We start from the raw sequence: 22285 nt of genomic DNA, 5'->3' as shown, positions 1-22285 counted from the left end.
TTAACTCTCCTGCGCTGGCTTTGCTGCCGGCGTAGTTGAGGCTGTCTCCGCGTTTAACTCCACCGCTTGCACAGGCGCACCTGGCGCGGTTTTTTGCAGACCTTCGACGATCACGCGGTCGCCGGCTTGCAGGCCGGATTCCACCAGCCAATGGTTATTAATGGTCTGGCCCAATTGCAATGTTCGAGATTCAACAGTGTTGTTTGCTGCCACCAGCAGTGCAGTGGCTTCGCCCTGACGATTGCGGGTGACGCCCCGTTGAGGTACGAGCAACGCGTTGTTGCGCGCGCCTTCTTCCAGCACAGCGCGCACAAACAGGCCTGGTAACAACAGATGATCCGGGTTGGGTACCAGTGCCCGTACAGTTACACTGCCCGTGCTCTCATTCACGCTCATTTCTGAGAACTGCATCGTGCCTGCGTGTTCGTACAGAGAACCGTCTTCCATCAATATCTGCACTTTGCCCAAATCATCGCGCTGCAGGGTGCCGGCCATCGCCTGGCGGCGCAATTTGAGCAGCGCTTTGGCAGGCTGAGCTACATCCACATAAATTGGGTCCAGCTGGTGAATGGTGGCCAATGCCGCCGCCTGACCGGCAGTTACCAGCGCGCCTTCTGTCACATTTGATTTACCGATTCTGCCGCTAATAGGCGCCAGTACCTTAGTGTACGCCAGGTCGATCTGGGCGGTTTTGACTGCAGCTTCTGCCACCGCCAACTCGGCTTTACCCTGCAAGTAGGACGCCTCTGCGTTGTCGAAATCCCGCTGACTCACAGCTTTGTCTTTCAGCAATTCCTGGTAGCGTTTGTACTGGGTGTCACTACTGTTCAAATTGGCTTTGGCTCGGGCCAGGTTCGCGCGGGCGGTACTCAGCGCCGCGTCGTAACGTGCGGGGTCGATTTGGTAAAGCTGTTGACCGGCTTCAACGTGAGAGCCTTCTTCAAACAATCGCCGCTGGATGAGCCCGGTTATTTGCGGACGCACTTCAGCCTGGCGGGTCGCTACCGTGCGCCCTGGAAGCTCTGATGTCAGTTTTACCGTTTGTGGCTTGAGGGTGACGACGGCGACCTGTGTGGGTGGGCGTTCACCGCCTGCTGCCGCACCGGCGCCGGCGTCCTTCTGACATGCACTGAGCGCCATTGCGGCCAACAGGCCGAGACTCAATGTGCGAAAAATGGGGGAGTGTTTAACTAACATCACCTGACTCCTGAAAAATGGGTGCCACAAATCGGGCGTAAAGCTGAAAAATAAAAAGCTGACATGGTGTTTGTACCGGCCTTAACCGGGGTTCTGAATACTGCGCCAGGATGCCTCGATCACCTGTTTGAGCATGACCTCGTCTACGTGAACGATATCGAGCATGTGCCGTCGAGCAAGCTGCCATAAGGTGTCTATCGAGAGAGAAAACAATGCGTGGTCTGGCAGGTTGATTAACTCACCACTACGCCGGCCTTCGGTGAACAAATCGGCCAGTGGCAGGAACAGGCTCTGGGCCTCTTCGTACTGGGTGCGCAACACGGCTGGTGGCAACTGGTCGAACTGGCCTTTGCACAGCAAGGTGTCGGGGTGATCCATACAGTATTGCCACATTTGCTCGCACACACTGAAATAACGCCTGGCGCTGCTCGCGTTTGGGTCCCAGTGGGTGAAGGCCGCTGCCGCGATATCCTCGATCACCGCCATGTGGAGCTGTTCGATCAAGTCCTGTCTATCGCGAAAATACAAATACACGGTGCCTGTGGCGACTCCGGCCTGCGCTGCCACCTGTTTGATCGAAAAGCCGTGAAACCCGCGCTCGGCGAGGAGCTTGCGAGTCGCTTTCAGAATTTGTACGCGCTTGTGTTGCTGACGATCTTCGAGTGACGTTATGGCCATGGGGGTAGGGTATAAATGAATGAACGTTCATTCACTATATAGGCTGAAGCGTCAGCTCGGCGTGAAAACACGATTAGCTGATGAGGGCGATGTGGCGGCGGGTTTACTGCGTGAGGTTCAACACGGCCGCGATCAGCTGGAGGAAGAAACCGAGGGCAATAAAGCTGAGTCCTTGGAGCGCCGACAGCCCGTTCTCTTCACCGAACGCCAGTGCGGCTTTAGCAGAGCGTTTAGCAAGTGCGCCTCTAACCAGTGCAACCAGCAGGATCTTCATGAACAGCGTACCGCGACGGAATGGGCTCTCTGCGGAATCGTAAAAATAGGCATTGGCCATCAGGATCACGCCAATCATCTCCAGGCTCGCGCTGATGATCGGTTGAAATTCGAGAAAGGTTGCGAGCGTACAAACCGGCATTATGAGCGGTCAGGGCTGGCTGGCGTTGTGTCGATATCGATAAGAATCAGTATTGGCCCGCTGGGGTCGGGCTTTTCGCGGCAGGTTAAGCCAAGCTGGCCATTCGCCAATAACAGATACATGTCGCCACGGGGGTAGGTGGTGCCCAGGGTGGGTACAGTTCCACTTTTTATACGGCTAACAAAGGCAGCTAGCTGTGCATGTTGAGCGGTGCTTAAACGATAAGATGTGTCCACAAACTCTGCGGTAAGCGTAACTTTTTGGTATGGGCCAACCTGTAGCATTCGACATTCCTGTTAACCTGTCCCTGTTCGACTACGCCGCGGTGCGGCGAGTGAGCCAGGCAAACGGGGGTTATTGGATGATACGCAATACCCCTCTTGATTTTTCTTGGGCGTGCAGTGGTCGGGCTAGGACTGCAGCTCGTGCACTCTGGGGACCGAGGGCTTGCGGGTGCTGGCGAGAAACTCCGAATCGACCAGAGATCCGGCGTCTTTGTCGATTTTACTGACAGCGGTTTGCAGCCGATCGAGAACACCCTCGCGGCAATAATAGGACTGCGCTGCCCACAACAGTTTGAATTGCGACACCGGTAACGCGTAGGCCATTGGAAAACTCCGTTGGTCATCGAGACTCAAGGGCACAGCTTTGCCATCCTCTCGCACCAGGGTGATAAGGTCCTGATCATTGTCGGAAAATTGGACACGCTTAATCGGTTGCGGCACAGATTTAAGGCGCAGGTTCACTTGCAGCGGATTAACGTGTGATTCTCGAGTAAGTGTGTCGTAGAGTGTGGTTGAAATAACCGCCGCAACCGGGTTTTTCCCGGCGCTGTCTAAGAGGTAAAACGCGTTACATTTCTCTTTTGAGCTGAGTTGCTTCACTGCGTCGTAGAAAAGTGTATTGCGCGGTGTCACTGCGTATGAAACTTTTGTCATCGCTCGTCCCTGCGTTACTTGATGCAACCTATAGGATTGGTTCAATCTAAACCTATAAGCGGTTTAACCGTGATGGATACGGTGTACGAATGGGTGCCACGTACCAATTGGTTCTGTAAGTCAATTGGTTCTATAAATAAAGAGTATTTTGCGGACTAAATACTGGAAGCGCTATAACTTACCATTATTTAAATCGTCGCTTCAACTTAATAATAATGTTGTCCAAGACCCGGGCTTTTCTATACTTCTACTCGAATCACTAAATCAACAGCGCAAGCCGATCTGCGCTTGGCCTACATTGAAATGTGTCTGCTTTGCTAAGCAGTTAATATGCCTTTTATGTCGCGGGGCTGAAATAAATGGTTTGCGTATGGTTGATACATTGCGACTTGGTTACACCTCGGCGTTGGTAGCATTATGAGCTTGGCAATCTAAGCCCCTGAAATACTGGAAAATTCATACATTTTCGCTAGTACTTCACGGGCGCGTGATTAACCAGTAATGATCATCCGTTTAATGGCCGGGTTAAACTGCTGGGTTAATAGTACGGCGCGCGCCATCCCGGTGGAGTTAGCAAAAACAGACCCGGCTTTGTCGATGATGCCGGCTTTGACAATGATGAAACTTGATCGGCTTTCGCGGCGTTGCTCTGGGTCATGCGGGGGCTTTGGCACCGTTACCATTTTGTCGCCCAAGTCTGGCTTGGCGCTGGGACAACCCATCTAACTAATGGATCGGTCGACAAACAGCTGAATTTTATTTGTGTTAATGAGATTGCGATGCAGTGCATGACCGTACAAAAATTTGAACAACTTTATCTTGCAGCAAAGCAGAGTTATGCCTTGCCGCCGGCCAAAGCCGAAGAAATTGACGCGGCCTATCGCAAATATGTCCGTGCGATGGAGCTACTTAAAGGCGACCCACAGATGGTTGTTCAGTTTTCTCCACGCGAGGACGGCACCCTCGGTGTTGCACTCAGTTAACACTGCGCTAACTCCCATCGGTTTCTTGCAGGTGTTTGCGAAGTTTCTGCAACAACGCTCCCAGCAACCTGCTACACCGCTGTGTTGAACCGGCGTATGCGGTTAAGTTCGTAGATGGCCGCAAGTGCCTGGCTGCCGTTTCCTTGCATCAACCAGCGTATTCCCGGTTTATCAATATTTTCTGGTGCCAAAGCCCGGTAGAGCCAAAGTGTGGCGGGTAGTAAAAGCAGCGAGAGGGCGGCGTGCAGTAGCAGCCAGCCTTGCGAGGCATTCTGCAGCAGGTCGAACCCCAGAAGCGCTTGTGCCATCACCAATAGAAAAGCGGGATAAAAAGGTACAATCAATAATGCCGTCCGCGTATGTACCAACGCTGATAAACGAATATGCTGCAATTGTTGCTGAAGTTTTAGCACCGGCGCACTGTAATCCAACATTAAAATGCGCCTAATCTGCATTACCGCGCCTGCACATATAAAAACTCCCCAGATACTGAGTACAAGGCCGGCGCTGAGCAGATGGGTCTGCTCTGTGTGGTTAAATGCAAAGAAAAGTGCGAAGCTGCTAAACAGGCAGCCAACCAGCAATGAAAATATATTCAGGCTCAGATAATTGTTGAGGTGACTTTGGGCTTTCATAATTTTCAGCCCGCGCAATGTCTCAAGGTTCAGATGAAACTGTTGCTGTATGGCAGAATTTTGATCTTGCCATAGTCGTTCCAGTTTTGCGTAAGAATCCATAGGTCGATTTCCTTAGCGGTGTTCTGCAATCAGGCGCTGTCTGATGCGATTGATTTTGGTGCCGACGTTGGATTCGGAGATCGCCAAAATGCTGGCGATTTCATCGTACTTGAAGCCTTTCAAATGAAGGATCATCAACGCCCGCTCATATTTGTCCAGACTGTTCAATATTCGATAAAGTTCCAGCTGAGGCTCGCTGGCACTTGATGTCATAGGTCCTGCCTGATGTTCAGGTTCTATATTCACCACCGTACTATTAACCCGGCAATCAAATAGGTGATCCTAGCTATTTGATCGCGCACCCTTCAAATACTGACGAAAATGTGTGAATTTTTTTGATCTTCTTGAACCCTGTGCGAACAGCTTTGTTGTTGAGATTTGCCCTATTGTTCGCACAGAGTTCAAGAAGATCACAAAAAAAGAGAATTATTTATAAAAAGGAGGGTGTGTGAGCGCTTGCACGCACCGAACCGCATGCAGTTCGGCCGCGTGAGGATTGTGATAGCGAGAAGTGACCTAACCCAGTAGACGGCCACGCAAAAAGCTCACTCCACTGACGATATTGCTTACCAAGGCCATAAACCCAAGTGCAGAAGAGATAATCACGTACAACGAGTTGCCGGACCAGAGCGTGAGAGCGAAAAGCACTGCGGCGACGACCAAATAAACCGCCATTCGATAATCGTTCCAATTGCCCATATCGCCCTGCCGGATTAATAAGTGCAAGGTGTCTGTGCTTTCTGCGTGCAGTATGTAGGATGCAAAGGACTGATTCACAATCCTGACCTGCCCACGATACACCTGAACCAGGCCGCGCGTTGCGAGGTTCTCCAGGACTTTTTCGTTATTAGGGTTAATCCGCTTGTGTTTAGCCAGGTAAAAAAGCGCCAGCTTCTCAGATGGGGCACAGCTATTCCACAGGGTTCGATAGAAAGCGCCGACCTTAAGTTGAATGTACCTGATGGAATACCACTCTGTAGATGTTTTAAAGCGGTCAGGCAGGTTTGTCCAGCGGTAATCATTGTATTGCAATTGCGCCCCGCTTTTGACTTCGCTGAGGTTTGTGTCTGCGAAAGAAATAAAGTTTTTTAGGGCGGGCATAGCGTCCGTTTCTTTCGCGATAAAGTCGCGATCGAGATAGCTGCGTTCGATTTCAGTGGTTACGGTAAAATCGCGCAAGCAGTAGGCCCAGTCATTGTATTCTTCTGTTGATATCAGATTTGTCGAAATGTCACTGCCTTTGCGCAGGTTATTGATAGATAGCAGCATCACAATACTTTCATAACTGCAAAACAAAGTGAGTTTATTTATTTTTTCAACACGTTTTAACTCCTTCATACGTTGAAAAAACCATAGTAGTTTATCTCGCTGAGCACGCATATTCAGATTGGCGGTAATGTTGAAAATTGCGATTTCGACCCCCTGCCGAGTTGTTGTTAGGCGCAATTCAATATTTGGGCAGGGTGAAGGATCGTTAAACAGCGATGAGAGTGCGGCGTTGTCGCAAAACAGTGTTTTTAGTAGTCGCCGTTGTGGGGTTTCACTAGTCAACAGGTAGGTTAGTGGGACGCCGGATTCTGTCGTCCGCGGTAAGCAAATCTGCAGGTTTGAATCGGGAGATAATCCATGATTGTGAATGTTGTGTCGGTAGAGTCGGTTAATAAACCGCAACATGTTCTCGGTACCAAACAAGCGGCCGTAGAGGATGCGTTTGTTAAAGCTAATCCATAGCCACGCTAACATGAATGCGCCAAAGGGAACAACGAATAAAAAGAAATAGAAAGTGCTGTGGCTACCGGATTCGGTATCGCTGTTAACTGATTGAAGGCCGCGTTCACTCGTGTCGTCCGCTGTTTGCGCAGAGGCTAGGCTATCTGTTGAATTTCTATTTCTGCTATGCGAACGAAAGATATAGCGATCCAGCCACTCCTGGGTGTTAGTTAGTTGCGTAAACTCACTAAAAGAGCCGACGTCGTCCAAACCAATACTATTGTTTTGCAGCCGATCCAGCGCGCTATCGATCGCGGAGGAGCGATTGGCTTCCATTAGCTTGAATGGGTCCTGCCCATGTCCTCTAATTGAACTTGGATAGAGCTGTCTGGCCTTGGCGACGAGATTTTGTACTTCCGCATTGATGCGTGGAGTCGTTGTATTTTTGTAGTACCAGTTGAGTGCTCTAGCAGGTTGCTTAGCCGAGTAATGCAGATTCCAGTTCAAGAATACCGCACCGACCACGAACCCTACTAAAAGCCATGCGCATCCCCAGTCGAAATGTTGTGCTACCAGCCGGGGTAGGTCTTGCATACGATGTTTTATGTCGCGTGGTTTATTCATTTGCTGCTCTGCCATAATGGCATAGCTGCTAATACCCCAGGTTATGACGATTAGATTGGCAATAATAACCAGCGCGATAGACACCATTTCAGGCGCGGAAAAGTGCTGGGTAAGCCCGAACCCGATCCAAGTCGAACCGATCTGTGCAAAAATTAATACTGATAGAAACAGCATTAATTTTCGTGATTCGATGAATTTCGGAATGCCAAAAACACGCCTGACAGGGCTGCGGCGATTAACTGCAGACATGCTCCAGGCGATGGACTGCCCAAGAAGTAGGAATGCGAGAAAGTAGACGATATTGATAAAAAAGATATTGGAGAAGTAATTGTTGAGGGACTCTCTCGGAAAAAACGTAACCACAGCCCATTGGTCGAGAGGGGCTTCATGTACGACAAACCAACCGGGTAAACCCTGATAGTTACCGGAAATCGCTAACACCCGTCCTTCACGGCTATCGCGACGTGCTTGAATAGCGTGCCTAACGGCGTCGGTTTCACGCCCATTGGAAAAAAGATTTTCATTTAAGATACGCGAGCGATCGGTATGGAAAAGAATTTCCCCCGATGCTCGATCAAGTACAAATAGGGATATATCCTGAAGGTCTCTCAATCGCTCTGTAGAAAACTGGCTCACGCTGCGCAATTCTATGTCTGCGGCGAGCACCTTGTAGTTGGCACCCGGCACAAGCAAAGGTACTGATAATGTTGTTGCAAGGCTGCCGTTGGTAAGACTGCGCAGTCGCTGAATATAGAACTGCTGGAAAGTCAGCCCTTTGGTTAATTCTGCGTGGTACCAGCCTTCTTGATTTAAAATTGTTTTAAAGTATTCCCGGTGTGAAAGGTCGAGATTTTGTGGTCGCCGCTGAAATTCTTTATTGTAGAACTGGTTGCCCGCCTGCATTCCATCGTCTTTTAGCGTGAACGCATGGAGTATGTGCCAGTCCATCGATCCCATAGCCTCTCGCCATTGGCAGTTGACTAAGGGACTCCGGGTTTCATCACCTGTAACATGGCCTTTGCTACATTCTGCCTTTTGTCGGATTTCCTTGCTGAAATAAACACAAACGGGGTCTGGCTTTACTGGATCTGAGCCTATTTTTGTTTTATCGCTATCGCAAATCAGTGAGTTGGTATCCCAGTTTGACAGAGCAAATGCGGCGGGATTGGTCTCTGGGTCGCGCTTACACACGCCGGTGTCACAACTGAATGTATCTCGCATATAAAATTGCGCAATGCGATCAAGCTCGGGTAATGTTTGCTTTAATTCCTCGAACATTTGGCGACTGGTGCTCTGGGCAATCGCAAACGCTTTACGCGCCTTATCGGCTTTTTCCAGGCTGGTTTCGAAAAAGGCAAAATAGGCGGCAGTAATTGCGGCAAAGAAAATAAAACTGCTATACAGTGTGGTGTGATAAAACAGATTGTCTACCGGTTGATGCTGCGAGAGCAAAAACAGTCGAGTAATTACCAAAAAGAATACGACCGCAAGCAGCGAAAGTACGTAATTGCTTAGCGTCCAGCGCTTGCTGTCGGTGGAACTCAGGGCAGATTTTGGCACTATTCCCAGTAGGTAGAGTTGGTGCGCATTTTCCCTTGGCGTAACCGGGAAATCCAAGTCAACACTAAACGGGAACAGGTAAATACGATATTCGCCGGGATTTAGTTTTAAGTCCAGATAGTAGCTAAATCCTGGCAGCTTGTTCTCTGCTTGCTGTTCAACACTACTGCTTTTTTCGAAATTCGCCGCCAGCTTCACCCAGTCACGATTGAGTTCCAATGCGATCTGACGGGCGATCTGGCGAGTATCTATAACGGATAAGGCTCGCAGATCACCTTTGGTGGCAAGCACCTTGTTGTTAGGTGTTACCAATAAATACTGCGAAAACTCCCCGCTTGGTGCAGGCAGAAAGTTTGTTATCGGTTGCTGCCAGCATTCTTGCGTTGCTAAATCTCGGTAAACAAACTTTCCGCTTTCGAAATAAAAAATTTTACCTGTTGCTTTATCGGCTTGCGGGTTGTCGTGGACAACACAAACCGGCGCATTATTATCGAGTTCAGCCGCGCTTGCTTGGGTATACCAGCGGGTAGCATAGTATTGGTTCAAACGCGTATTGAAGGTTTTGGTGGCGTCGCCCAGTTCGCGAAGGTAATGTCGGTTTAACGTCTGATACTGGCTGTTGTTGGTTGCGTAGTAGAAATAACTTAGCAAGCCAATAATTGCGATAATCGCTGGTATCACTACCCGCAGGCTCAAACCGTATTTGGGGGTCTTGGTTTCTTCCATGGTTGCACCTTCGACGTGCTCGGCATAGGGGTTGCGCGGGCGGCGCGCATTAATGGAAGCACGGGTTCTGATGGTTAGATTCGGTCGTATGGCGTGTTGAGTGTCAAGTGAGGCAACGCAATGAATTACACGCTAAATGATATTAAAAACGCACGCTAGTTACTGCAGTGAGATATGTACGTTATTTGAAGCGAATATTACTTCGGGTTGAGTTAAATACCTATAGTGTCAGTGGATATTCTCGTATTCGGCGATGGACAAAGTCGGTATATGTATGCACTCACGTGAGCATGTTTCTGCGAGGACAAATGAGGTAACAGTTCCGTGTTAACCAGAAATCACAAAGCGATGCCGGTAAAAGGTGGTTACGAATTCATTAATGGGATGCGTTCGTGTGGGGTTAGGCGGATATTCGTCGCAAGAAGGTTTTGAAAGGGCCAGGTATGCACTGTGCCTAGAGCGCTTCAGTTGGATGTGGCGTCTATATATATAGAAGTATAAAGCGACACAAGTTGTGCGAGATCGTATTTCGCTCTCACTATTAAAGAAAGGGTAAATGCCTTATAAAGGAAGGACGTCGCTGACGTTAAAATCATTTTCAGCATATTGGTAGGGTTTGGTGACGGCAAGGCTTTCTATTTATTACAAGTGCTGTTTGCTCCTGCTGAAAATTATTCATCAGGGGAAGTTAAGTGAGCAAGTTAGCTTCTGGAGAAAGTGAGTCACTTTAGCAGGGTAATTGCTGTAACAAGTTATTTTGCCCCGGGGGGAAAGTAACTAATGGCTGTCAATGTGCGTCGAAAAAATTAACAACTTCAACCAGAATTGGACCGGGATGAAGGGTGGCGCACAAATCACCATCCCGGCCAGAGCAAGCCATCACGCCAAGCGAAATTAGGATCCAACAGCGTGTTGGTACTCTTCCGGATACTCCAAATCGAGTAAAGACTCATCCGTCGCTTCAATGTCAAATACCAGGTAGTCATAATCGAGTTCTGCCAGTGCTTCTTGCACTTTGTTCTCCAGGGTATGGAGATCGTGTTTGATTGGTTGATCGGCTTTTCCGCAGTCGACTTTAAAAATAAGTGTTGGCATAGTATGCTCCTTACTGACGTTTAAATTTAACTCGTTAGATTATTTTCGTTGTTTGTTCCCAGGCGCATTTCTACATGCACCAGAGGCGGGCGAAAGCCACAAATCGCCCCTTTCCCTAAAGCTAAATCCGCTGATTTATCGTGTCAATTGCCTATTTTTAAAACAGCATAATCATTTTTGATAGTGCCGTTCCATTTTTGAGATACCCTCTCCAACTCCTACAAACAACCTATTTTGAGGGCTATATCATGGAAATCATCGGAAAATCTAAGATCGCGGGCATTGGTGCTTATCTTCCAGAACAACGTGTGTTGTCAGACGACTTGATGCACGAAATCGGTAGCACCCGGTTTGGCACTCCCGTGGATTACATCTCCAAAAGGATCGGAATTATCGAGCGGCGCATATCAGAGGCAAATATGTTCCCCTCGGACATGGCAATAAAGGCAGCAGAAGTTGCCCTGAAGGATGCTGGTATTACACCAATGGAAGTCGATCTGATTATCTATTGCGGCATCGATCGGGATTGGCAAGAGCCGGCCACCTCGCACCGTGTGCAGGTGGAGATTGGCGCGAAAAAGTCTAGTTGTTTTGATGTGACAAATGCCTGCCATGGATTTATGGATGGCCTGTCTATTGCTAATGCGTTTCTCACCAACGGCACAGCTAATAATGTATTGGTTTGTACTGGAGAAAAGCCCAGCCGGGTTTTATTCGAAGCCATTAAAATTTTGCGCGACGAAAAGAGTAAAGAGGCGTTCAAGCGAATGCTGGGTGCGCTGACCGTGGGTGACGCTGGCGGTGCGATGGTAATCCAAAGAAGCAATGTGGAGACCGGTGAGGGGCTGCGTTGGATGCAGAGCTACTCAGAAGGTGAACACGCTAATTTATGTTACTACCGCCATACCCATGAAGGCTACGACGGCCAGATGTTGATGAGGGAGATTAGCCTGCAGATTGCCAAGCTCCACAAGAAGTTGATCGAAAAAACTTACGCTACACTTGCTTGGAAACCTGAAGAGATTGACCGCATTTACTGCCATCAGGTTGGTGAAAAACCGCACAAGGCTTTAGTGTCTATTGCAAATAAATCAATAGATTGCGCGCCAATCACCTATCCGTCGTTTGGTAACTTGACCAGTGCTACGTTTCCTGTGAACATGCATCTCAACAGGCCCGAGCGCGGAAGCAAGCTGTTGCTCATGGGAACCGGTAGTGGTCTTTCTGTTTGTCAAGCAGGCATGGTCTTTTAATAATTATGGAGCTATATCTTTTACCTAGTATCGTTGCCATCTCGGCCAAAATTGCGTTGTTTATTTTGGGCTGGAAGGCGTTGCGAAAAGTCGACAAAAGTCTACTGGGTTTTTTTGTAGGCCTTTGCGGCGTAAATATCTTTGAATTGGCATTGATGATATCACTTAAAAATCCTGCGGGTACATTATTTTTTATGACGATGTACTACAACTGCGCGATTTTAACTGTTGCATTCTTTTTTCATTACGCAGCAAAACTCAGTGTCTTATCTAATAGATATCTCGATCACGGTATTGCTTTGATCGCAGTGTTCGCAATTGCATCCTGTTCTATTCCAGGGTTGGCAATAGATGGTGTGGAATCCATAGGATATTCCATCACCCGTCATGCAGGTCCGCTCTATCCGGTTCTTCAGCTCACTATTGTACTGGGTAGTTTGGGAGCGCTAATTCTTCTGTTGTTGGCGCGACGTGGTAAAGATGTAATGACTCGTCGAAAATCGACAATTTTGCTGGTGGCCGTTGCTCCAATAATCGTATCGGTCATTTTCGTAATTGTTGCGATGCAGTTCGGTTGGCATTTGAACGCAACCATTATCGTCTCAATCGAAACCAGCTTTATGATGGCAGTGTTGTTTTACACGGAGTCGCAGCAACGCTTGTTCAAATTGTTGGCGATGATTCCGAGCACCGAGGAGCACCGTCAATGGGAAGCGATTTCATCGATGCTCTATAACCCCAGCCTCTCACTTAAAGAAGCCCAGGTACAATTCGCAGAACTCTACGTGCAGGATGCTATGAGACGTGCAGAAGGTAGCCAGGTAAAGGCAGCTAAATTACTGGGCACATCCCGGTCGACGGTTTACCGTTATCTGCCTTCTTCGGAAAAAGAAGAATAATGTGTTCGTCTCAGCCCTCAAGTGAACAGCTTGGGGGCTAATTCCTTTTCTTGTCGTGCTTAAAAACCCTCTCTTTCTAATCTTCCCCTCCATCCGATTTTAATTTCCTTACCTAGGCTATTAGTTCCTAAGCTTTAAGTTTCAGCAAATCTTCTTGGCGCTTATATCATTAAGTTATTTGGTCTGCCCCACGCCATGCGGTCTATGCTTTGTAGAACGTAACCCACAGGTGGTATGAGTGAATCTCTCCAGGAAAATTCAAGGCTTTGTGATTGGCAGTGTTGGCTATTATGCGCTTGGTTGGGGAGCGATGTTCTTTGCTATTCCCCCTGGCCTGGTAACACCGATTTGGCCTGCGGCTGGCTTTGCAATTTTCTGCGCACTGTTTTTTTCCGTCGATGCAATCTTGGGTATTCTTATTGGCGCCGCTCTTCTCAGCGCTGTTCGCTTTATCGCCCTTGAAAAGGATGTTCTTACTGTACTGTTTGTCGCAATCGGCATGGGGGCAGTGGTCGTCTCGCAAGTGCTGGTTGCTCGTGCGCTGGTACGGCGACTGTTACCTTCTGCACTTGAGTCTGATCGAGTGGAAGATACAATTTTACTGGGTTTGGTTGCCGGGCCATTAGCTAGTTTGGTGGCACCTACGTTGGGAGTCTGCGTGTTGATGGCCGGTGGACTGCTCGATTTGGGATCGGTGGGCATATCCTGGTTTCATTGGTGGATAGCAGATGCTGTAGGTGTTTTGATTTTTTTGCCGATTATGCTCGCCAAAGCTTCTTTTAAAAAAGGCCACTCACGACGTAAATTTGTCAGTTTTATTCTCACATACGCAATTTTGTTGGTCACTGAATCACTACTGTTTGTCGCAGCTCGTAATGCCCAGGAGGACAAAGTTGACCGCTTGCTCCAGGAAAAATCCGCTAGTCTGCAAGCGTTGCTGCAAAAACAATTTCAGAGTGTTATGCAGGCTTCGCGTACCCTGGCAGCTTTGTTCCGCAATATTGAAATGATCGATAACGCAAAATTTCAGCGTTTTGCAGCAGATGCAATGCGCGGTATGCAGCACTCTGCGGCCATGGCCTGGGTACCTGTTGTGGAAACTGCGGGCCGAAACGATTTTGAGGCGGCGATAACTAAGATGTTAGGTGAAGATTTTCTGATTCGCGACCAACTTTCGCCGGATGATCAGATGCCTTCAAAAGAAAGGGATTTTTATTTTCCGGTAACCTACATCTTTCCACTCGAATATCATGCAAGTGCGCTCGGCTACGATTTGTACCGTGATAAAAAAAGCAAAGATACAATTGATTTCGCCTGGCGTGCAGGCGATTTTTCTATGAGTAGCCCGCTTGCGCAAGGTTTAGATGACCGTAAAGGTTATACCTTCTTCATAGCTGTACCAGTGCAGGACAAAAATAATAAATTTACCGGGATTATCGCAACTTTTTACTATGCTGACGCGTTGGTCGGGGCCGCACTGCACGACGTCGTGACCGAGCAAATTGTGTTTGCCCTTAGTGACGTGAGCGGGCGCGATAAAATCACGTTTTACCAGCGCAGCGAACCGAGTGCGCGCTTCACCAATCGTGAAACTTTTCGTCTCGGAGAGCGAGCCTGGCAGTTGGATTTTTCTCCTACTAACCAGTTTATTTATAGCTACGAAACACTGGTATTGTGGCTTGAGCTTATTAGCGGTTCAGTAGTCGTTATATTGATAGGTCTGTTTATGGTGTTCATCATGAACAGGAATTTGATCGTCGAAAAAGAGGTGAGAAAAAAGACGCAAGAGTTAACGCAGGCGCTGGACGACGCGCGGCATGCCAACTCTGCAAAGTCTTTGTTTTTAGCGAGTATGTCACATGAGCTAAGAACGCCACTCAATTCTATTATCGGCTTTAGTGTTCGATTGCTTAAAAATCTTAATCAAAGCAAAGATCCGAAATCGTATCGTTCACTTGAGGTGATTGAACGCAATGGTCGGCATCTGTTAAATCTGATAAACGATATTCTCGATCTGTCCAAGGTAGAAGCGGGCAAGATGTCAATAGATCGTGAATGGGTCAGCCTGAAAACTCTGCTCGATGAGACGGTGACCTCACTGACACCTTTGGCTGAAAGTAAAGGTCTTACGCTTGAATTGAAAATGGTTGAGGTTGCCAATGTTTTCGCTGATCAAAAGCGGTTGGCGCAGGTCCTTTTGAACCTGGTATCCAATGGAATTAAATACACGTCTACCGGCGGTATCTCCATAAGCTCCAGGCGCGAATCCCGCGAGGGGCACGAAGGCGTTGCGATTGACGTTGTTGATACTGGTGTGGGTATTAAGCCAGAGGATATTGATCGGGTCTTCCGTCGCTACGAACAGCTGGACGAGCCCTCACATTCCAGCGAAGTGGGAACGGGTTTGGGCCTGGCTCTGGCGGAGGAACTGGTCAATCTGCATGGCGGCCGACTATCCGTTTTCAGTGAATATGGTGAAGGCTCCTGCTTCACCTGCTGGCTACCGCTCTAACCGCTTTTTTTGGTGCAGTACGAGGGATAGATAGTACTAGGGATTGGTACTAGGGTTTGTCACAAGGGTTTGGCGCGCATAAGTCGCGATCGAGATTATCCCTTCTGTCCTTGTCTCATCTTTTTGATCTATGTCACCCAAGCCGCTAATTTGACGGTTGCACCCCCTATATCCCATTGGCGCGCTAGTTGCCACATGAATATAAGTATATTCTAATAAAGAGTCTCGCATCCGCGAAGCCTGATTCTCTTTCCTGGAGCCTAGTGCATGAACGAAACGCTGGTTGAACTATCGCGTTGGCAATTTGCCATTACCGCGATGTATCACTTTATTTTTGTCCCGCTCACGCTGGGCATGACCTTTATATTAGCGATTATGGAATCGGTCTATGTGATGACCGGCAAGCCTATTTATCGTGAAATGACAAAATTCTGGGGCAAGCTCTTCGGTATAAACTTCGCGATAGGTGTTGCCACCGGCATCACTATGGAATTCCAGTTTGGCATGAACTGGTCGTATTACTCCCATTACGTCGGCGATATATTCGGTGCCCCCTTGGCTATTGAAGGGCTTATGGCATTTTTTTTAGAGTCGACGTTTATCGGCTTGTTTTTCTTCGGCTGGGATCGCTTAAGTAAGGTGAAGCATCTGGCGGTAACCTGGTGCGTTGCGTTGGGTAGTAATTTTTCCGCACTGTGGATTCTCATTGCCAACGGGTGGATGCAAAATCCAGAAGGTTCCGTGTTTAACCCCGAAACCATGCGCATGGAGATGGCGAGTTTTGCGGACCTGATTTTCAACCCTGTGGCTCAGGTTAAATTTGTTCATACGGTGTCCGCGGGTTATGTCACTGGTGCAATGTTCGTTTTGGCAATTTCTTCGTATTATCTCTTGCGAAAGCAGCATGTGGCTTTCGCACGACGTTCATTTGCGATTGCGGCAAGTTTCGGATTCGCCTCTGCGGTTTCGGTTATTGTGTTGGGCGATGAAAGCGGATACGAACTGGGCGACGTACAGAAAACCAAGCTTGCGGCAGTGGAGGCTGAATGGAACACACACGAACCTCCTGCTGCATTTACCTTGTTTGGTATTCCCAATGAAGAAACCCAGCACACCGATTACGCGATTAAAATTCCCTACGTGATGGGGCTGATTGCCACTCGTTCCTTGGATGAACCTGTACAGGGCTTAAAGGATTTAAAAGAAGAACACCGCGAACGCATACTCAGTGGTGCCGACGCCAATCGGTTGTTACAAAAAATGAAAACCCAGGGCCTGACTGCGCAAGAGGAAATCGTGTTTGCGCAGAAAAGTAGTGACCTTGGTTACGGCCTGTTGCTGGAACCTTTTGCGGACGATATTACCCAGCCCAGTTCCGAGGCCGTAGACAAAGCCGTGGAGTACAGTGTGCCGCCGGTAGCGCCCATGTTTTTTGCGTTTCGTATTATGGTGGCAGCCGGTTTTATTATGCTCCTGGTGTTTGGGTTGGCTTTTTGGTTTAGCGCGCGTCATGCAATCGACAAACCGCGCTGGTTACTCAAACTCGCGTTCTTCAGTTTGCCTCTGCCGTGGGTTGCCAGTGAAGCTGGCTGGTTTGTGGCGGAATATGGCCGCCAACCCTGGGCTATCGCCGAAATCCTGCCCGTGCACACGGCGGTATCGAATCTTGCAGTCAGCGATGTAGTGATATCTCTCGCGATGATTACGGTGTTTTACACTGCAATGTTTATTGCTGGTTTTTATCTCATGCTTAAATTCGCGCGCAAAGGCCCGCAACTGCATTCCCAAGACGCTATTCCAGGAGTAGACGCATGATCGATTATGAAACATTACGAGTGATCTGGTGGCTGCTGGTAGGCGTGCTGCTAATTGGCTTTGCGGTAACGGACGGTTTTGATCTGGGCGTAGGTGCACTGCTTACGCTGGTGGGCAAAACGGATAACGAGCGCCGGGTGATGATTAATACAATCGGCCCACATTGGGACGGGAACCAGGTGTGGTTTATTACCGCTGGCGGCGCTATTTTCGCGGCCTGGCCGATGATCTACGCCACCGCATTTTCCGGGTTTTATTTAGCGTTGATGCTCACGCTCGCCGCGCTGTGGATGCGCCCATTGGGTTTTGACTATCGCAGTAAACTTGAGAACGCTACCTGGCGTGCAACCTGGGATTGGTTGCTATTTGCGGGCGGCCTGGTGCCATCGCTGATTTTTGGTGTCGCATTCGGCAATCTTTTGCTCGGTGTGCCCTTTGTGCTCGATACTAACCTGAAAGCAACTTTTGTTGGTTCTTTTTTCGGATTGTTATCACCCTTTGCATTGCTGTCAGGGTTGATCAGCGTTGCTATGTTACTGATGCATGGCGCAACCTGGTTACAAATGAAAACAACCGATCAACTGCGCGTCCGCGCTGAACAGGTTGCCAGTATCCTGGCTTTGGCTACGACGCTTTTATTTGCCCTTGCGGGATTATGGGTGGCATTTGGGTTGGACGGTTACGTCATTACATCCGCGGTGAATGGTGCGGCAGCATCCAACCCGCTGCACAAAACCGTGGCAACGGTTGCTGGCGGATGGCTTGCGAATTACCGACTTTATCCGTGGATGGAGTGCGCTCCTGTGTTGGGTTTGGTAATGCCGATACTGGTTGTGTTTTTCTCACGTCGCCATCAGGCAGGCTGGGCATTTGTGTTTAGTGCACTCTCTATCGCGGGCGTTATTTTGACCGCCGGATTTTCAATGTTTCCGTTTTTAATGCCGAGCAGTGAAATGGCGAATGCATCACTGACTGTGTGGGATGCGACATCCAGTCATCTGACCTTATCAATTATGTTCTGGGTTGCGATGTTTTTTGTCCCTGTCGTGTTGGCTTATACCGCATGGGGTTTCTATTGTATGCGCGGTCGTCTCAGCGAGCAGCATATTGAACAAAACAGCCATTCGCTTTACTAGGAGAAAATTGCATGTGGTATTTCACTTGGATTCTTGGCGTTTTGCTGGCGTGCTCGTTCGGCATCATTAACGCAATGTGGCTCGAAGCCACTGAAGATCTTGATCGTTCCATCGACGAGTCTGAGGGCTAGTGGTGCTCGCGCCGGAAACCTCTACCGCCGATGCGGTTGGCTGGCTAAAGGCTCAGGCGCGACAACAACGTCCTGCGTTAATGCGAATTATCGCGCTTTCAATTGGACGTTTTGCGGTAATAGCATTTGGGCTGTGGTTGATTGCGCGGCTAATCGCCAATGCTGTTATCGAGCGGTCGTCTCCTGAGCCGGCCTGGCTTGCCAGTCTGGCCGGTTGTTTTGTATTGCAATGGATGCTCACAGGTTTAATTGACCGGGCGAAACAGCGCTGCACTGATCAACTGCTAGAGTACTATCAACAACAGTTGACGCGTGCACTCGAAAGCCGCAGCTTAGCCATAGTACGGGACAGGTCTATCGGCGAATGGCAGTCGTTTTTTACGCAAAGAATTCCGGCGTTACCGCCGTATTTTGCCGATTATGTGACCCAGCAGCAGGTCGCGGGAATGGTGCCTCTGCTGGTACTTCTGTTGGTTGCACCCGTCAGTTGGCTTGCAGCGTTGTTGCTTGCCGTTGCCGCTCCGTTAATTCCGCTGTTTATGTGGCTGGTGGGCAAGGGCGCGGCCGCCGCGCAGCAGCGTAATTTTATCGGGCTGGAGCGCTTGGCGGGTTTATTTCTCGACCGCCTCAACGCGCGTCAACTTTTACATGTACACAACGCAATTTCGCACGAGCAAACCACATTTAATCGCGCCGGTAAGCAATTAAAAACACGCACGATGGAAGTGTTGCGGCTCGCGTTCCTGTCGTCAGCCGTATTGGATTTTTTTGCTACGCTGGGGATGGCGCTGGTGGCAGTCTTCGTAGGTTTCAGTTTGCTGGGTGAGATTACGTTTGGCAGCTGGGGGAGCGGCCTAACTCTGGCAGAAGGCTTATTTTTACTTTTGCTGGCACCAGTTTTTTTCAGTGAATTGAAAGAACTCGGGCGCAATTACCACTTGCGTGCCCAAGCGATTGGCGCTGCCGCTGAATTGCATGCGCTACTGGATTTCCGCGGTAGCCTTCCTACTCAAGCATTGCCTGTTCAACAACGCAATATACAGATTTATGGTGCTCAGGGAGAGAACCTGCTTTGTGCCTCTGACCTGTGTTTAGCGCCTGGTGACCGAGTGCTGCTGGAAGGGCCGTCTGGCAGTGGGAAAACATCCTTATTGGAATGCATGCTTGGCCTGCGCCCGCAACAGACTAACCTGGACTGGGCGCTGCCACTGTCGCAAGTTGCCTGGTTTAGTCAACAGCCAACCACGTTACGTGGTAGCGTGCGCGTTAATATTACGCTGGGTACTCGCGGCGAGGATGAACATCTAACAGCCTTGTTGGCCAGGGTGGAACTGGCAGATTGGCTGGCGCAATTACCCCACGGCTTAGATACGTTGCTCGGCGATTATCCGCCGCTTTCCGGAGGCCAGTTGCAGCGCCTCGCGCTGGCGAGACTGTTGTTCTTCGACCGTCCCATCGTCGTCTTAGACGAGCCAACCGCCCATTTGGGTGAGCACCAGGCGACTCGGTTAAGTCTCTTACTACAGCGCTGTTTTAAGCATAAAACCGTGCTTTGGGTTGGGCACCACACCGAAATGTCCCCGTTTTTTAACCGCCACTGGCGCGTTGATGTTGACGCGAAGAGGCTTATTTGTCGGGAATGCGAGGAAGCCTTATGCGCTTAATGCCGCGCCAGCCCGAAGCCTTTATCCTGGCATTTGTTGCTGCTGCCACCAGCCTTGCGCTCTTACTGTTGTCTGGTTGGTTTATTGCGGCTTCAGCGCTCGCGGGCTTAGTAGGCGTCGCCGCGACGTTTAACTATGTCATACCGGCGGCGTCAATTCGCCTGCTGGCGTTTACCCGCATTGGTGCGGGCTATGGGTTTAACTATTTTGCGCACGAGAGGTTACTTGACCGATTACAGTTCTTGCGAGAACAACTGTTTCAACGCGTGCTGAAAGCCAGTACGGAAATACCGAAAGAAGATGAGGCGCAAAAGCTGGATCAACATATTAACGCGCTGGCAAATCGCACCTTGTCAGTGTGGGTACCGCTGGCGAGCGGTGTCGGTTTAGCCATCGCGCTCTTGTTTGTGGTGGATGTTTATCTACCGGAATGGTTGCCGATCGCGGTTGGTTTCGGTTTGCTGTTGGGCGGGTTCACTGTGTGGCAAAAACGCACGCTCGCGCCCTTGGTCGCAGCGCAGCTTGCTACACAGGCGAGCTACCGGGCAGCACTGGACGAACAATTACGCAATGCGTCTCTGTGGTCTCTGCGCGATGGCTGCGCCGGGTTGGCGCGTGAGCAAAGTGAGTGGCAAAGTGCTCAAAGCGCATTACGCAAGCAGCAAGACATTGGGCTGAGGGGGCTGAGAGGGCTTTCGCTGTTGTCGGTGTTCGCGTGTTTTCTGTGGCTGCCCGAAAGCGCATTAGGCAACCCGTTATTATTGTTACTGCCATTAGCGTTACTGGCTGTTCCCGAATGGCTCAGCCCTTTAATGCGTGCGCTGGTACCTGCGGAGCAGGCAAAACTTGCCGCAGCGGCGATTGCGGCGGACCTCAGTTCGCCATCGCCATCGCAGTCGCCGGTGTCTATCACTTCGGGTTCGCAAACCACCATCTCCAAATCTGAGATTCAACTGGACAACTTCACCTGGCGGCGAGGTTGTCGCACGGGGCAGCCGATCACGTGCACACTTCGAGCCGGAGCGCCTGTTGTTCTCACTGCTTCCTCGGGTGCGGGTAAATCATCGCTCATGCTAGCGCTGTCAGGCTTGCTGACGGCAAATGAGCAAGGGCGTATGGCGTCTGCAGGAAGCATTCACTATTGCGCCCAGCAGCCATATGTGTTGTCTGCCACTTTGCGGGAAAATTTGCGCATTGCCGACCTGGGGGCGGGTGAATCACGTCTGGTTGCTGCGTTGGATTTCGCTGGGCTGGGTTATCTTGCCGCGGAACTGGATATCTGGATAGGCGAAAAAGGGCGGGTGCTGTCGGGTGGCGAACGCAAACGCTTGGGGCTTGCGCGAGCCTGGCTTACGGGCGCAGAGATCTGGTTGCTGGATGAACCCTTCGATGGCCTGGATGAAAAAACCGCAAATATCCTCGCTGCTCGTCTGCGTCAGCAGGCGACTCAAACGCTTGTTGTTATTGCGTCTCATCGCGTCATGGATGCGTTAGGCGGACACACCGTTATAAACCTCGACAGCCCACCGGGCTGCCCTCTGTCATTGGCACTGCAGGAGTAATTGCCATGTCTGATCGTTATGAAACTACCCGCACGCGTATTCGCACTTATGCACGCGAACTACAAAAAGCTCAACCCGAAACCATGAATGCTTTTTATGCCATGTCTAAAGCGGCGCTGAAGGAGGGTGCACTTAGTGAGAAAGTAAAAGAGTTTGTTGCGCTCGGCATAGGCATTGCGCGGCAGTGTGAAGGTTGCATCGCGTTCCATGTGAAGAACCTGAAAGAGCTGGGTGCTTCCCGCGAAGAATTAACTGAGGTGTTGGCGATGAGCGTCTATATGGGCGGAGGCCCCGGTCTAATGCACGCGGCGGAAGCGATGGAAGCGTTTGATGCGCTTGAGGCCGAGGACCGTTAGTACGCAAAATTGTGACTCGTCGTGCTGATGTATTTTCATCAGCACTGGGTGCTGTTGCAGGTTAAAAAAACAATTTTTTACATCAATGTATCCGCACAATTGCCCTGTTTTTCACAAGGGTTTTGAATACAACAAAAGGCGAACCAGTTATCAGTTATAGCGTGATTTCGTAGCGATTTACATTATACTCAGTGCGCGCTTTTTGCTCGAAAACCACTCAAAGTTCAAACTGTATTGTGAAAATTTGTTGTCGCACTCTTCAACGTCTAGTTCATTATCGCAGCCTGCGTTCTG

The 22285-nt window shown here is 49.6% G+C and carries 20 protein-coding genes; 10 read left to right on the top strand and 10 right to left on the bottom strand.

All coding sequences use genetic code 11. The features are described 5' to 3' along the window. The 6 genes from TERTU_RS18005 to TERTU_RS17980 form a co-directional block, all read right to left on the bottom strand. A complete protein-coding gene (locus TERTU_RS18005) occupies window positions 1-1197 on the bottom strand; it encodes an efflux RND transporter periplasmic adaptor subunit (RefSeq protein ID WP_015819561.1) in 1197 nt (398 codons plus the stop codon). 81 nt (window positions 1198-1278) lie between these two features. Continuing rightward, on the bottom strand, window positions 1279-1875 hold the full coding sequence (locus TERTU_RS18000) for a TetR/AcrR family transcriptional regulator (protein ID WP_015819978.1): 597 nt from the start codon (window positions 1873-1875) through the stop codon (window positions 1279-1281). A 103-nt stretch (window positions 1876-1978) separates the two neighbouring features. Next, on the bottom strand, window positions 1979-2290 hold the full coding sequence (locus TERTU_RS17995) for a hypothetical protein (protein ID WP_015817855.1): 312 nt from the start codon (window positions 2288-2290) through the stop codon (window positions 1979-1981). Beyond that, on the bottom strand, window positions 2290-2574 hold the full coding sequence (locus tag TERTU_RS17990; protein WP_015818482.1) for a hypothetical protein: 285 nt from the start codon (window positions 2572-2574) through the stop codon (window positions 2290-2292). The genes TERTU_RS17995 and TERTU_RS17990 overlap by 1 nt, the downstream gene beginning before the upstream one ends. Before the next feature lie 126 nt (window positions 2575-2700). Next, complete coding sequence (locus tag TERTU_RS17985) at window positions 2701-3228, bottom strand: hypothetical protein (protein ID WP_015819206.1); 528 nt, start codon at window positions 3226-3228, stop codon at window positions 2701-2703. A 491-nt stretch (window positions 3229-3719) separates the two neighbouring features. Further along, the gene (locus tag TERTU_RS17980) at window positions 3720-3911 is read right to left on the bottom strand and encodes a hypothetical protein (protein ID WP_015819665.1); all 192 of its coding nucleotides are present in this window, start codon (window positions 3909-3911) and stop codon (window positions 3720-3722) included. Window positions 3912-4016: 105 nt separating this feature from the next. Between TERTU_RS17980 and TERTU_RS17975 the strand changes: the two genes are divergently transcribed. Further along, entirely contained in the window at window positions 4017-4211 is a 195-nt protein-coding gene (locus TERTU_RS17975) for a hypothetical protein (protein WP_041590312.1), read from the top strand. A 71-nt stretch (window positions 4212-4282) separates the two neighbouring features. Here the strand turns inward: TERTU_RS17975 and TERTU_RS17970 are convergent, their stop codons facing one another. The 4 genes from TERTU_RS17970 to TERTU_RS17955 form a co-directional block, all read right to left on the bottom strand. Continuing rightward, window positions 4283-4948, bottom strand: a complete 666-nt coding sequence (locus TERTU_RS17970; RefSeq protein ID WP_015819668.1) for a hypothetical protein — start codon at window positions 4946-4948, stop codon at window positions 4283-4285. 12 nt (window positions 4949-4960) lie between these two features. Beyond that, a complete protein-coding gene (locus TERTU_RS17965) occupies window positions 4961-5161 on the bottom strand; it encodes a sigma factor-like helix-turn-helix DNA-binding protein (protein ID WP_015817318.1) in 201 nt (66 codons plus the stop codon). A 303-nt stretch (window positions 5162-5464) separates the two neighbouring features. Beyond that, window positions 5465-9568: a cache domain-containing protein gene (locus TERTU_RS17960; protein ID WP_015820806.1), complete on the bottom strand. Its 4104-nt coding sequence runs from the start codon at window positions 9566-9568 to the stop codon at window positions 5465-5467. A gap of 894 nt (window positions 9569-10462) precedes the next feature. Continuing rightward, window positions 10463-10663: a hypothetical protein gene (locus tag TERTU_RS17955; RefSeq protein WP_015818519.1), complete on the bottom strand. Its 201-nt coding sequence runs from the start codon at window positions 10661-10663 to the stop codon at window positions 10463-10465. A gap of 248 nt (window positions 10664-10911) precedes the next feature. Here TERTU_RS17955 and TERTU_RS17950 point away from each other — a divergent pair, with 248 nt between their 5' ends. From TERTU_RS17950 to TERTU_RS17910, 9 genes are all read left to right on the top strand, one after another. After that, window positions 10912-11916, top strand: a complete 1005-nt coding sequence (locus TERTU_RS17950; protein WP_015816851.1) for a ketoacyl-ACP synthase III — start codon at window positions 10912-10914, stop codon at window positions 11914-11916. 5 nt (window positions 11917-11921) lie between these two features. Then, window positions 11922-12815 carry a helix-turn-helix domain-containing protein gene (locus TERTU_RS17945; RefSeq protein ID WP_015816853.1) on the top strand — a complete coding sequence of 298 codons (894 nt, stop codon included), beginning with the start codon at window positions 11922-11924 and terminating at the stop codon, window positions 12813-12815. Between the two features lie 238 nt (window positions 12816-13053). Continuing rightward, window positions 13054-15327 carry a CHASE domain-containing protein gene (locus TERTU_RS17940; protein WP_015817710.1) on the top strand — a complete coding sequence of 758 codons (2274 nt, stop codon included), beginning with the start codon at window positions 13054-13056 and terminating at the stop codon, window positions 15325-15327. 267 nt (window positions 15328-15594) lie between these two features. Further along, a complete protein-coding gene (locus TERTU_RS17935; RefSeq protein ID WP_015817938.1) occupies window positions 15595-17142 on the top strand; it encodes a cytochrome ubiquinol oxidase subunit I in 1548 nt (515 codons plus the stop codon). After that, on the top strand, window positions 17139-18278 hold the full coding sequence (gene cydB, locus TERTU_RS17930) for a cytochrome d ubiquinol oxidase subunit II (protein WP_015818570.1): 1140 nt from the start codon (window positions 17139-17141) through the stop codon (window positions 18276-18278). Before TERTU_RS17935 ends, cydB begins: the two co-directional genes overlap by 4 nt. A gap of 11 nt (window positions 18279-18289) precedes the next feature. Further along, complete coding sequence (gene cydX / locus TERTU_RS21500) at window positions 18290-18409, top strand: cytochrome bd-I oxidase subunit CydX (protein ID WP_015818041.1); 120 nt, start codon at window positions 18290-18292, stop codon at window positions 18407-18409. Window positions 18410-18411: 2 nt separating this feature from the next. Further along, on the top strand, window positions 18412-20073 hold the full coding sequence (locus TERTU_RS17920; RefSeq protein ID WP_228378191.1) for an ABC transporter ATP-binding protein/permease: 1662 nt from the start codon (window positions 18412-18414) through the stop codon (window positions 20071-20073). Beyond that, window positions 20064-21635, top strand: coding sequence for an ATP-binding cassette domain-containing protein (locus tag TERTU_RS17915; protein ID WP_015819014.1), 1572 nt, complete (start codon window positions 20064-20066; stop codon window positions 21633-21635). Before TERTU_RS17920 ends, TERTU_RS17915 begins: the two co-directional genes overlap by 10 nt. 5 nt (window positions 21636-21640) lie before the next feature. Then, complete coding sequence (locus TERTU_RS17910; RefSeq protein ID WP_015819591.1) at window positions 21641-21991, top strand: carboxymuconolactone decarboxylase family protein; 351 nt, start codon at window positions 21641-21643, stop codon at window positions 21989-21991. Window positions 21992-22285 lie beyond the last annotated feature (294 nt).

Source organism: Teredinibacter turnerae T7901 (assembly GCF_000023025.1).
In the GTDB taxonomy this organism is placed as follows: Bacteria; Pseudomonadota; Gammaproteobacteria; order Pseudomonadales; family Cellvibrionaceae; genus Teredinibacter; species Teredinibacter turnerae_B.
Note: the sequence above shows the minus strand (reverse complement) of the source record. Positions and strands in the feature narration are given on the sequence as shown.

Coding starts and splice junctions, on each gene's coding strand:
- TERTU_RS18005 (WP_015819561.1), bottom strand. CDS start 1,197: ATGTTAGTTAAACACTCCCCCATTTTTCGCACATTGAGTCTCGGCCTG.
- TERTU_RS18000 (WP_015819978.1), bottom strand. CDS start 1,875: ATGGCCATAACGTCACTCGAAGATCGTCAGCAACACAAGCGCGTACAA.
- TERTU_RS17995 (WP_015817855.1), bottom strand. CDS start 2,290: ATGCCGGTTTGTACGCTCGCAACCTTTCTCGAATTTCAACCGATCATC.
- TERTU_RS17990 (WP_015818482.1), bottom strand. CDS start 2,574: ATGCTACAGGTTGGCCCATACCAAAAAGTTACGCTTACCGCAGAGTTT.
- TERTU_RS17985 (WP_015819206.1), bottom strand. CDS start 3,228: ATGACAAAAGTTTCATACGCAGTGACACCGCGCAATACACTTTTCTAC.
- TERTU_RS17980 (WP_015819665.1), bottom strand. CDS start 3,911: ATGGTAACGGTGCCAAAGCCCCCGCATGACCCAGAGCAACGCCGCGAA.
- TERTU_RS17975 (WP_041590312.1), top strand. CDS start 4,017: ATGACCGTACAAAAATTTGAACAACTTTATCTTGCAGCAAAGCAGAGT.
- TERTU_RS17970 (WP_015819668.1), bottom strand. CDS start 4,948: ATGGATTCTTACGCAAAACTGGAACGACTATGGCAAGATCAAAATTCT.
- TERTU_RS17965 (WP_015817318.1), bottom strand. CDS start 5,161: ATGACATCAAGTGCCAGCGAGCCTCAGCTGGAACTTTATCGAATATTG.
- TERTU_RS17960 (WP_015820806.1), bottom strand. CDS start 9,568: ATGGAAGAAACCAAGACCCCCAAATACGGTTTGAGCCTGCGGGTAGTG.
- TERTU_RS17955 (WP_015818519.1), bottom strand. CDS start 10,663: ATGCCAACACTTATTTTTAAAGTCGACTGCGGAAAAGCCGATCAACCA.
- TERTU_RS17950 (WP_015816851.1), top strand. CDS start 10,912: ATGGAAATCATCGGAAAATCTAAGATCGCGGGCATTGGTGCTTATCTT.
- TERTU_RS17945 (WP_015816853.1), top strand. CDS start 11,922: ATGGAGCTATATCTTTTACCTAGTATCGTTGCCATCTCGGCCAAAATT.
- TERTU_RS17935 (WP_015817938.1), top strand. CDS start 15,595: ATGAACGAAACGCTGGTTGAACTATCGCGTTGGCAATTTGCCATTACC.
- cydB (WP_015818570.1), top strand. CDS start 17,139: ATGATCGATTATGAAACATTACGAGTGATCTGGTGGCTGCTGGTAGGC.
- cydX (WP_015818041.1), top strand. CDS start 18,290: ATGTGGTATTTCACTTGGATTCTTGGCGTTTTGCTGGCGTGCTCGTTC.
- TERTU_RS17915 (WP_015819014.1), top strand. CDS start 20,064: ATGCGCTTAATGCCGCGCCAGCCCGAAGCCTTTATCCTGGCATTTGTT.
- TERTU_RS17910 (WP_015819591.1), top strand. CDS start 21,641: ATGTCTGATCGTTATGAAACTACCCGCACGCGTATTCGCACTTATGCA.